This window comes from Synergistaceae bacterium (genome assembly GCA_017540085.1).
GTDB lineage: Bacteria > Synergistota > Synergistia > Synergistales > Aminobacteriaceae > JAFUXM01.
In genome coordinates this window covers 1-11452 of record JAFYBQ010000013.1, presented here as the reverse complement: position 1 = coordinate 11452, position 11452 = coordinate 1, and the positions used below count along the sequence as shown (strand labels likewise).

Sequence of the window (11452 nt, the reverse complement as noted above, 5' to 3'; positions counted from 1 at the left end):
ATCCTAAATCACAGGCGATATAATATTCAAATCACAAATTTTTATCATGGCCGGAAAATTTTTATGGACACTAAACAGATTGATTACATTCTTGAGCTTGCAAAGACAAAAAATTTCAACAGAGCTGCGGAAAAACTTTTCATTTCACAGCCAGCTTTAACGTACCAAATTAAGCAGATTGAAGAGGAAATACGATTCCCACTCTTTGAACGTTCGCCGAAAGGAGCGGTGCTGACTCCGGCGGGTGAACAGTTCTGCGTGACTCTCAGGAACATTCGCGATGAGCTGAAACGCGCAATCGAGCAGGGGCAGAATTACGGCACACGTTACCGGGCGAATATCACAATCGGACTACCGATGAGGTCAGCAATATATTTCCTTCCTGAAGCTATAGAGACGTTCAGCAAATCGCACGGGGGAGTCTCAGTTACTCCGCATTTCCTTACACTTTACGACTCCGCGTCATTCCTCAAAGGCGAGGAGGATATTTTGTTCGCACGGCGCAATGACGTCAAGCACATTCCGGGGATAAGGCTTCATTTTCTTTTCGACAGCAGAATATACTTGATTACGCTGAAGGATGACGAATTAGCCGGAAGGGATATTGTTTACGCTGAAGATTTGCGCGGGCGTGTGCTGATGGTCGGGGGCGGTTCTCCTCCTGAGCTTAAAGCAGTACAGCAGAGAATCATAGAGTCGGTTCGCGTGGACTACTTCAACAGCCATGACCGCGAGACTACATTGACGAACATAAAAGCTCACCGCGGAGTATGCCTTGCGCCGGGATTCCTGAATGATCATAACGGCGAATTTGCATGGACGTTATTCGACTGCCCGGAGAAAATATGCTGTGTGTTGTGTACACATTCGGGCGACAAAAGGGAAAGTGTTTCGGACTTCGTGAAATTATTGCAGGAAATTTACAGGAACAGCCCGGAGTTTCAGGCGTGAGTCATTCGCTAAAACTCCGGGGAAAATATCATCAGGCCGTCAGATTCTCCGCGCCGATTCCGTGCTTCTCAGCGTACCCCGTAAGTATAAGCGTCAAAGCTCCGTCCGTCGTAACGTTGCAGGCAGTCCCGAATGAGTCCTGAAGCGCGAAAATCGTCAGCATTAACGCCGTCCCAGTAGCGTCAAACCCAAGAACGCCCGTAATCAGTCCGAGCGATGCCATCACCGTCCCGCCGGGGACTCCGGGTGCGCCTATCGCGAAAACTCCCAGCAGTAAGCAGAACAGTATCATGTTCCCGACAGTCGGATATACCCCGTAAAGTATTTTCGACACGGCCATGACAAAGAATGTCTCAGTCATTACGCTTCCGCAGAGGTGAATATTCGCGAAAAGTGGAATGCCGAAATTTACCATGTCATCACGGAGAGTCGGTTCTGACTTTTTCGCGCATGTGAGTGCCACAGAGAGAGTCGCCGCGCTCGACATTGTTCCGACAGCGGTCATATATGCTGGGCCGTAATTCTTGATGACGTTCCACGGGTTGCGCCCGGAGTAAACGCCCGCGATAAAGTAAAGCAGAGCAATCCAAATATAATGCCCCGCCATGACGATTAGAATCACCGCTAGGAAAACGGGAAACTGTTCGGTGATTGAGCCTTCATACGCGAGCTGGCAGAATGTCGTACCAATCAGAAACGGCAGAACGGGAATCAGGAATCTTGTTACTATGCTCAAAACTATCTGCTGAAATTCCTCAAGAAGGGCGATAACCGTTTTGCTTCTGTTCCACGCCGCCGCCAGTCCCACAAGAACCGACACGAACAAAGCCGACATTACCGGCATGACCTGCGGAATAGAGAGCTTGAAGACGACTTCCGGAAGTGATTTCAGGCTCTCCACCGCTGTAGCAATATTGAGCATGGGAATTATCGCATACCCCGCCGCAGTCGCCGAGAACGCCGCGCCGATTGATGACACGTAAGCCAGAGTCAGCGCAAGAAGGAGCATCCTTGAAGCGTTCGCGCCCATTCGTGTTATTGACGGTGCAACAAAGCCTATAATGATGAGTGGGACGCAGAAATTCAAGAACTGCCCGGCGATATAGTGCACCGTTACTATGATGTTCAACAGCGCGGTACTCAATGCGGAGCCGTGAATTGATGACAGCCACAAACCTATGCCCATACCCAATAGGAGCGCGACTATCAGCCGGAAAGGAAGCGAACTCATGAAACTTTTACTGCTCATGCTGAAACCTCCTGCCAAAATTTTTGGTGATGCTGAAAGTTTACACCATTAAGCGAATTACGCCATAAGCCAAATTTTTACGGCCTACGCGCTTTTCCATATCTGCTGGAAGCTCCTTTGTTCGCGCCCCTCGTAAAGAGTTTTCTCCGCCTCGTCAATCAGTCCTGATATTGTCTCTGTCTTGCTGTAGGGTTCATATTTTGCCCTGCCTATTGAGATTTTCACGTGGAAGGGAAGTTTTGCCGACATTGCCGCGTTGCTTACGTAGTTGCGTATATGCTCGGTGAAAAGCTCCCGCTCCTCGTCGGTCTCAATGTCAGCCGTGATAATGAACTCGTCGCCGTAGTACCTGAATATGTCGCAGGTATGTTCGTCTGCGCTGAATTTCCGCAGGGCGTTGGCCACGAGGATTAATACCTTGTCGCCCTCCGTACGTCCGTAAGTCCCGTTGATTTTCCCAAGCGAGTCGACATCAACCGCGAAAACGTGAAGCGTTACAGGCTCGCCCGTCTTGAAGCGTTCCGACAAATTCCGCATGAGGGCGTTTTTGTTGGCGATTCTCGTGAGGGGGTCAACAGACACGAGGCTGTCAGCATACGACATGTACACGAAAATGTCCGAGACAACAATCACGTAGCACAGGAACGGTATACGCCAGTTGAGATCCTGAAGAGGCCCGCAGATCATGAAGAAAGCCGGGTATGTCGCCATGACGGGGGCTGTGTCGCGCTCGTAGCGTGTCATTCTGCTTCTGCGTCTGACTGAGAGAATCACGGCGGCCACAGGGTAGGCAAAATTTATCAGCATCATGACGGGATAAAGTATCCCCCGCGTGTAAGTCCTCCCGGAAAAATCCGCGAACAGTCCCGGAAAGAACCCCGCTACCGCAAGCATAGCAGTGTTGAATATGAACGGAAGCGCGGCCATGAACCTTTTGCCTTTTGACTTCATCATCTCGGAATGCTGGTAGAACTCTATATACTCGAACACAAGCCAGCACATAGCCCCGAAAAGCCCGAACGTGAAAGCGGCGGCAGTGTATCTTGTCGCGTAATTCTTGGGAATAATGGCAACGTCAACGAGGACTCTAATTATTCCGGCGATGCAGTACAGAATCTGAACGGACAATAACCGACTCCACACTATGCGGGCTTCTGTCTGGTCTGAGGAATTTTGCTGACGGTACAGAAGAATCACAACGACTGCGGCGCATACTACATGAGCCTCAATCTTGAAGAATGAGTATCCCGCATTAGTGAATACAGCGGCGGTTTCGTTCCATATTGCTGACAGTGAGGATGATAACATTGCGGAAAATTGAACCTTCTTTCTTTTGTTTCGTGTGAGGAGATGAGAGAATTATATATCAGTTTTTCACGGATAAAGATTTATAAGCCCATCGATAACGGAGCGCATTAATTTTCCACGCAAATAAAGTATAATACAGTCAAATTCCACAACAATATGAAGGAGAAAAAATTTATGGCAGGAGAAAAGAAGGTACGTATAACTGAAACCGGCCTGCGCGATGCTCACCAGTCATTAATCGCGACAAGAATGCGGACTGCTGACATGCTCCCGGTTCTTGAGTACATGGACGCGGCTGGCTACTGGGCACTCGAAATGTGGGGCGGTGCAACTTTCGACTCGGCAATGAGATTCTTAGACGAAGACCCCTGGGAGAGACTGCGACTCATCCGCGCCCGTGTCAAGAACGCAAAACTTCAGATGCTTCTGCGCGGTCAGAATCTCGTGGGCTACAGGCACTACGCTGATGATGTCGTTCGCGAGTTCGTCAAGAAAGCTGTCGGTAATGGAATTGACATAATCCGCTGCTTTGACGCTCTCAATGACCTGCGGAATGTTGAAGTCGCCGCAGATCAGATAAAGAAAGAGGGCGCACACCTTCAGCTTTGCATGAGCTACACTCTTTCGCCTGTTCACACGCTGGACTCGTTCTCAGGAATGGCCAAGCGTATGCAGGAAATGGGTGCGGACTCAATCGCGATTAAAGACATGGCCGGACTCATCGGGCCGATGGACTGCGCCAAACTCGTGAAGGCAATCCGCGAGAAAGTCGACATCCCTATAGAGCTTCACAGCCACTACACGACAGGACTCGCCAGCATGGCATACCTTGCGGGAATCGAAGCAGGCGCGGAAATCGTAGACACAGCAATTTCACCGTTCGCATTAGGCACAAGCCAGCCCCCGACGGAGTCAATTGTCGCGGCTCTCGCAGGGTCAGAATATGACACGGGAATCGAAATCGAAAAATTACTGCCCATCACAAACCACTTCAAGAAACTGCGCGAGAAGTACAAAGACTTATTGCCCGAAATCGCCGGAGTCGACATCAACATTTTGCGCTACCAGATCCCCGGCGGAATGTACTCCAACATGGTCAACCAGCTCCGCGAAATGAACGCGCTCGACAAACTTGAAGCCGTGCTGAATGAGGTTCCCGTTGTCCGCAAGGCTATGGGCTATCCTCCGCTCGTTACGCCGTCTTCACAGATGGTAGGGACTCAGGCAACCGTGAACGTTCTGCGCGGAAGGTGGAAGAGTTTCCCGAAAGAAATCCGGCAGTACTTCCTCGGCTACTACGGTCAGCCCCCGGCACCGATGGATCCCGAAGTCCAGAAGCTCGCAATCGGCAATGAGGAGCCAATCACATGCAGGCCGGGCGAAAAGATTGCCCCCGAAATGGAGCAGGCCCGAAAGGACGCACAGCCGTGGATGACAGAGCCGGAAGACGCTCTTACGTGGATAATGTTCCCGCAGGTCGCAAAAGACTTCCTCCCGAAGAAGTACGCCAGACTCCACAAGCGCGACACAGGGCTACAGGCGCAGGCAGCCCCGGAGGCTTACCCGGCGTAATATGGATATACCTTTCACGGGGGACGCTCTCACGCAGGCCAGGTTACTCGGCGTTAATGATGAGAATTTCCGGGCGATTGAGTCGCGTTATCCCGTATCACTGTCAGTAAGAGGCGGGGCCGTTCACATCAGCGGCCCTGACCCTGAACCCGCAAGGCTCGCAGGAATAATCATCCGCGAAATTGTTTCAGCCGCCGAAAAAGGACACGACATCCACACAGACGACATACGTGCCGCAATGGACGCACTTGCGGAAGGCCGTGAACTGAACCTCACCGCGCTTTACTCGGAAATCATCTGCACAACCGCAAGAGGCAAGCCCATACGCGCAAAGACTCCCGGCCAGCGTTCATACATCAAAGCCATACGCGACAACTTCATACTTTTCGCCACAGGCCCGGCAGGAACAGGCAAAACGTATCTCGCTGTCTGTGAGGCCGTCTCAATGCTCAAAGCCGGGAAAGTCAACAGAGTCGTATTAGTGCGCCCCGCTGTAGAGGCAGGAGAGAGTCTCGGATATTTGCCCGGAGATTTGCGCGAGAAGGTAGAGCCTTACGTGAGGCCGTTATATGATGCCTTTTACGATTTATTGTCGCCTGAGAAATTCCTGCGTTACGCCGACAAGGGAGTCATTGAGATAGTCCCGCTTGCCTACATGAGAGGGAGAACGCTCAACGAGAGCTTCATTATTCTTGACGAGGCGCAGAACACAACGCCCAAGCAGATGAAAATGTTTCTGACCCGTCTCGGATTTGGGTCAAAAGCTGTTGTTACGGGGGATATTACGCAGGTTGACCTTCCCGGAAATTCGCCGTCAGGACTTGGGAGCGTCCGCGAAATTCTCGGAGGCATTAAGGGGATCGGCTTCATTGACCTGACACACGCCGATGTCGTCCGTCATGAGATTGTGCAGAAAATTGTACAGGCATATACACGCTACGAGGAGGAAAACAGAATATGAAGCGCGGCAGAATAATAATCCCGTCAGAGCGGGGATTTTGGGAGCGCGTGAATTTCTCCTCATTGTTTCAGTACGCAGGCCCTACAGTATTCTTGCTGATTGCCGGAATTGCCATCGTCTTGGCTCAGTGGGCGGTGCTGAACAGCCGCGGGGACTCCTTCAAAGTCGGAAGCCCTGCCCCCGAAACCTACAGGGTAATCACACAGATGAGATATGACGACCGGGAGTCGGCCACAAAGCTGCGCGCTATGGTCGGTGAAAGTGTCGCGGGCGTGAATGTCCATGATGTTACTGCAAAATCACGGCTAATGCGGCGGCTTGAGGCTCTCGGAAATATTCAGGATGTCCAGTCTGCAAAAACTTCCGAATACCTGTCGGCGTTCCCGGAGGAATTTATTTCGGCGTTTCTCCGGCTTGAAAACGATAACAGAACGCGGATATTAACCTCCTCATACACAGTCGGGGCGGCGTTTCTTGACCGTCTCGAACAGGATAAAATTTACACGTCAAACAGCACTGTAATAAACTCTATACTGTGGGAAGAGATTCACCGTGCGAATATTCCGGGCAGTGATGCGAATTTTGTCTACCAGATTTTAGCGGTGTTCGGAAATCTCAACATAAGGCATGACGAGCGGCTTACGACTTTTGCGCGGCGGGCAGTTATGGATGAGGTTCCGACAATAGACCGAAAATTTGACCCCGGCGACGTGATAATCAGCGAGGGCGAGACAGTTACGGAGCAGACAGCCATACTTCTCCGGCTTCAGGGATATACGGAGGATGTTTTTCCTGTCGCTGAAATATTCTCGGTGATACTGTGCGTGATGTGCCTGCCTTTGTGGATAAGCATACTAAGCAGGGGAGCGGGCGAGCATAAGCCGACTCAGTGGTGCATTGTCTTCATCATCATAACGGCGTGGATTTCTGAGACAGTAGCGGCCAAGCTCGGAATTTACGGTGCGGGAACATTGGCGGCCTCGTGCGCGTCATTCCTCTGCATTCAGGACTACTTAGCGTTCTGCATAGCTGTTACGGCTTCAGCGTCAGGCGTTTTTGTTGTTACGGGGCAAGCTGTAACGAACATCATATTACTGTCGGCCTTGTCGGTATTTACGGCTACGGCATGTTTCTACCTCATGCGGAATCTTGAGTCGAGTCGGAAAGCGTCCTACAGGATGATATTGATGGCGTTCATATTGACGGCTCTGCGAATGGCTCTGCGATACATGCAGGGGACTCCGTACTCATGGGCGAGCTTTTCGCGGGGGGCATTGCTGTTTTTCCTGTATGAGGCGGTGTCGTCAAACGTCATAATGGGAGTGCTTCAATATTTCGAGGAATATATCGGCGAAATCTCAATCATGACAATACGGGACATCAGCAATCCTTCAAGCCCTCTTTTGCGCGACCTTCAGAGGCAGGCACCGGGAACGTACCAGCACAGTTTGACGATTGCCACGCTGATTGAGGCTGTCGGCATGGAGCTGGGAATGGACACGAATTTATTGCGGGCAGGGGCATATTATCACGACATAGGGAAGATGAGACACCCTGAATTTTTCGTTGAGAATCAGGGCGGAGGAGTCAACATTCATGACTCAATGAATCCTACACTAAGCTCAATGTCAATCATTGCCCACGTGAAAGACGGCCTCGAACTTGCATGGGAGGCAAAATTACCCAAGCGGATACGGGATTTTATCGCCGAGCATCACGGGGACACAAGCACAAGATATTTCTACAACAAAGCCGTAGCTGAGGGAAAAAATGTAGAGTGGGCGCAGTTCTGTTATCCCGGCCCTAAACCGCAGTCAAGAGAAACAGCCCTCCTCATGATAACGGACTCAGTTGAAGCGGCGGTCAGGGCGGCAAACATACGCGAGATTGAAGAAGAGCAGTCCGGCTCTCAGGCAGTCAGCAAAATCGAAAAGATAGTAGACCAGGTAATACGGAGCAAGATCAACGAAAACCAGTTCGAGAACGCAGCACTGACTATGAAGGATTTTACCGTGATAAAGCGGACGTTAATATCAGTCCTTCAGTCAATGTACCACACGCGCAAAGTGAAGAAGATAGAGCGCAGGAAATAATCACGAAACACGAAAGAGGTCAGTTACAGCTTGAAGTTATCAGTAACAATTGATGCCCCTGAAGATTCATCAGACGGCAGCGGCGCAAATTCAGATTGTACCGGCACAGAATTTTACAGCTCCGAAAAAATATCACACGTCCTAGAAGAATGCCTCCGGGAAATTTATCCGGCCAGCAAAAATTATGCCTCTGCGGAAGTCTCATTGTCATTCACGGACTCAGGCGGAATACGCGCCCTCAACCGACAGTACAGGGATGTTGACGAGGCTACAGACGTTTTGTCATTCCCTATGATGGACGACATTCCGCCCGGATTGCCTGTTCTTATGCTTGGCGACATTGTGATTTGCCCGGAGGAAACCGCCCGCCTTCACCCGGAATTGTCGCGGGAGGAAGGAATTTGCCTGATGATAGCTCACTCGTTCCTTCACCTGCTGGGATATGATCATGACACTGACGAAAAGCAGTCGGCCATGTGGCAGAAGCAGGACGAAATTTCGCGCAGACTCTTGGAGGCACTGAGATAATGCCGGAAATCATCATAGGATTCATAGTGCTGTTTCTTCTTTCGGCGTTCTTCAGCGGTGCGGAGACATCAATCACGGCGACAGGCACGGGAAAATTGCGGACGTTCATCGATACGGGGAAGTATCGCTATCTCACGTCAACATTTCAGTGGCTCATCAATGACACGCAGGAGGCTCTCACCGTCTGCCTAATCGCGAACAATGTCGTGAACATTTCCGCGAGTGCTTTAGCTTCCGGGATTGCGCTTGAGATTTTCGGGGCGGGTGCAGTTGTGGCGGTTGTGCCTGTAATGACGGTGCTTATAGTGATATTCGGGGAGATTCTGCCAAAGAGCGCGGCAATGGTTTACTCCGAGAATGTTTTGATTGTTGCGGCTCCGATTCTGAGGGTGCTTGCGGTGGTAATATCCCCTATCGCGTGGCTCATGAAAAAATGTGTTACGGCAATCGGCTTTGTTCTCCATATAAATTTGGGAAGCCAGCAGGTTTTTGTTACGCGAGACGAGATAGAGCAGCTTGTGAAAATCGGCGAGGAGTCCGGCGCATTGGAGGCAAACGAGCGGCGAATGATTGACGGGATAATAGATTTTGACGAGACGAGAGTCCGCGAAATCATGATACCCCGGACGGACATGATAGCGATTGAGGCCGCCTCGACTCTTGAAGAAGCCGTGAAGGTGTTTATTGACGAGGGACATTCGCGGATTCCTGTTTACGAGGAGAGTCCCGACAACATAATCGGAATACTTTACGTGAAGGACACGCTAAAGAATCTCAGCGCGGGTGATTTGTCGTCAGGAGTGAAAGACTTGCTGAGGAAGCCTATATTTGTTCCTGAGACGATAAGGACGGCGGAGCTTCTCGAAAACATGAGGCGTGAGCATATACATATAGCGGTGATTGTTGACGAGTACGGCGGAGTCGCGGGTATTGTTACGATGGAGGACATACTAGAGCAGATAGTCGGCGAGATTCAGGACGAATACGACGAGGAGTCGCCCGAAATACAGAAGCTCGATGACGGGTCATATCTAGTGCAGGGGATAATGAGTCTTGACGCGCTGAACGATGAATTAGGGACGGACTTCAGGAGCGATGACGCTGAGACAGTCGGGGGATTAGTGCTGACGATTTCGGGGAGTTTTCCTGACGAGGGGGAAATATTCCATTACGAGGGCTGGACGATTCGCGTTATGGGACTTGAGGATCACAGAATAACCCTGCTTAACCTGTCGAAAAAGGAAGAGCCTGTAACAGAATAACAAAAATCCCCGGTGCAAGCCCCGCCCCTTACGGGTGTCGGCCATGTCATGAAAACGGGGGACTAATCGTAAAGAGATAACATCACTGCCGCTGAAGGACGATACAATTTCCCGCGTTCGTCATGCTTTAGCGTGTGAGGCTTTGTCTGAAATTCTGTCGGCTTGCCCCCGATGTCGATTTGAATACGGACATCACGTTAGAGGATGCCGCTGAGGCATTAATCAATGCTGTGAATAACGGCCTCGATTTTGAGATATGCGGGGATGAGCCTATTTCTATCCATTCCCGAAAATGTCTCCGCTGTATATAGCGATGTCAGCCGGAAAGGCATACATAGCCATGTACGGTAACACTAATTACTACTTCATGCCGGAGAAAATCAATTCAGGTTATTGCCGACTCAGGAGCTGACATGAACGCTGTGAAATATCTTATCGAACACGCACAGGACATTCCGCCCGGATTGATTATCGAGATTATATGATTCTGGGCTTTGAGACAGCTATGTGCTGATGAAATAAACGCTGTAGGCAACGAGAAAACAGCGGGGAAAAATTAATTTGTTGACAGGGTGAAAAAAAGGTGTATAATTTTCCCTGTTGCGCTTGAGAGAGGCAAACGCTCAGAGAGCTAAAGACCTCCGAAACCAAGACAACGAGCGAAATGGTAACATTATTTCGAGCATATTGACAGAGCAATTTTACAGATGAGATGTAAGTTTTTGTTTTGCGATTTGTTGAAGCCAAGAATCAGAAATCTCACAAAATTATTACTGAGAGTTTGATCCTGGCTCAGGATAAACGCTGGCGGCGTGCGTAACACATGCAAGTTGAGCGACGGAGCTACGGAACTGGAGACAGGGAAGTGCTTACGGAGCAGCGGACTGGTGAGTAATATATGAGAAGCTGTCCTACAGAGGGGGACAACAGAGGGAAACTTCTGCTAATACCCCATAGGCCGAAAGGTTAAAGCGGCAACGCGCTGTAGGAGGTGCTCGTATCCTATCAACTAGCTGGCGGGGTAACGGCCCACCAGGGTAACGACGGGTAGCCGGCCTGAGAGGGTGTCCGGCCACACTGGAACTGAGATACGGTCCAGACTCCTGCGGGAGGCAGCAGTGGGGAATATTGGGCAATGGGAGAAATCCTGACCCAGCGACGCCGCGTGAACGAAGAAGGCCTTCGGGTCGTAAAGTTCTTTTATGCGGGAAGAAGGAAGTGACGGTACCGCATGAATAAGCCCCGGCTAACTACGTGTCAGCAGCCGCGGTAATACGTAGGGGGCGAGCGTTGTCCGGAATTACTGGGCGTAAAGGGCGCGCAGGCTGTTCTGCAAGTCAGCTGTTAAATGGTACGGCTTAACTGTATTATGCAGTTGAAACTACAGGACTGGAGTGATGGAGAGGCAAGCGGAATTCCCAGTGTAGCGGTGAAATGCGTAGATATTGGGAAGAACATCGGTGGCGAAGGCGGCTTGCTGGCCATAAACTGACGCTGAGGCGCGAAAGCCAGGGTAGCAAACGGGATT

General features: G+C 50.7%; 8 protein-coding genes and 1 rRNA gene. 7 read left to right on the top strand and 2 right to left on the bottom strand.

Features of this window, described 5'->3' with window-relative positions; genetic code table 11:
• Nucleotides 1-63: 63 nt before the first annotated feature.
• Nucleotides 64-951 (top strand): LysR family transcriptional regulator, encoded by an 888-nt coding sequence (locus IKQ95_02280; protein ID MBR4195523.1) that lies wholly within the window; start codon nucleotides 64-66, stop codon nucleotides 949-951.
• A gap of 31 nt (nucleotides 952-982) precedes the next feature.
• Here IKQ95_02280 and IKQ95_02275 read toward each other — a convergent pair whose 3' ends face one another.
• Both IKQ95_02275 and IKQ95_02270 read right to left on the bottom strand, forming a co-directional pair.
• A complete protein-coding gene (locus IKQ95_02275; protein ID MBR4195522.1) occupies nucleotides 983-2200 on the bottom strand; it encodes a dicarboxylate/amino acid:cation symporter in 1218 nt (405 codons plus the stop codon).
• 84 nt (nucleotides 2201-2284) lie between these two features.
• Nucleotides 2285-3508, bottom strand: coding sequence for a GGDEF domain-containing protein (locus IKQ95_02270; GenBank protein MBR4195521.1), 1224 nt, complete (start codon nucleotides 3506-3508; stop codon nucleotides 2285-2287).
• A gap of 156 nt (nucleotides 3509-3664) precedes the next feature.
• Between IKQ95_02270 and IKQ95_02265 the strand changes: the two genes are divergently transcribed.
• From IKQ95_02265 to IKQ95_02240, 6 genes are all read left to right on the top strand, one after another.
• Complete coding sequence (locus tag IKQ95_02265; GenBank protein MBR4195520.1) at nucleotides 3665-5080, top strand: pyruvate carboxylase subunit B; 1416 nt, start codon at nucleotides 3665-3667, stop codon at nucleotides 5078-5080.
• Nucleotide 5081: 1 nt separating this feature from the next.
• Complete coding sequence (locus IKQ95_02260) at nucleotides 5082-6041, top strand: PhoH family protein (protein MBR4195519.1); 960 nt, start codon at nucleotides 5082-5084, stop codon at nucleotides 6039-6041.
• Nucleotides 6038-8134, top strand: a complete 2097-nt coding sequence (locus tag IKQ95_02255) for an HDIG domain-containing protein (GenBank protein ID MBR4195518.1) — start codon at nucleotides 6038-6040, stop codon at nucleotides 8132-8134. Before IKQ95_02260 ends, IKQ95_02255 begins: the two co-directional genes overlap by 4 nt.
• 30 nt (nucleotides 8135-8164) lie before the next feature.
• Nucleotides 8165-8662, top strand: coding sequence for an rRNA maturation RNase YbeY (ybeY, locus tag IKQ95_02250; protein ID MBR4195517.1), 498 nt, complete (start codon nucleotides 8165-8167; stop codon nucleotides 8660-8662).
• Nucleotides 8662-9924 carry an HlyC/CorC family transporter gene (locus IKQ95_02245; GenBank protein MBR4195516.1) on the top strand — a complete coding sequence of 421 codons (1263 nt, stop codon included), beginning with the start codon at nucleotides 8662-8664 and terminating at the stop codon, nucleotides 9922-9924. Before ybeY ends, IKQ95_02245 begins: the two co-directional genes overlap by 1 nt.
• A 769-nt stretch (nucleotides 9925-10693) precedes the next feature.
• Nucleotides 10694-11452: ribosomal RNA gene (locus IKQ95_02240) — 16S ribosomal RNA — on the top strand; the annotation flags it as partial.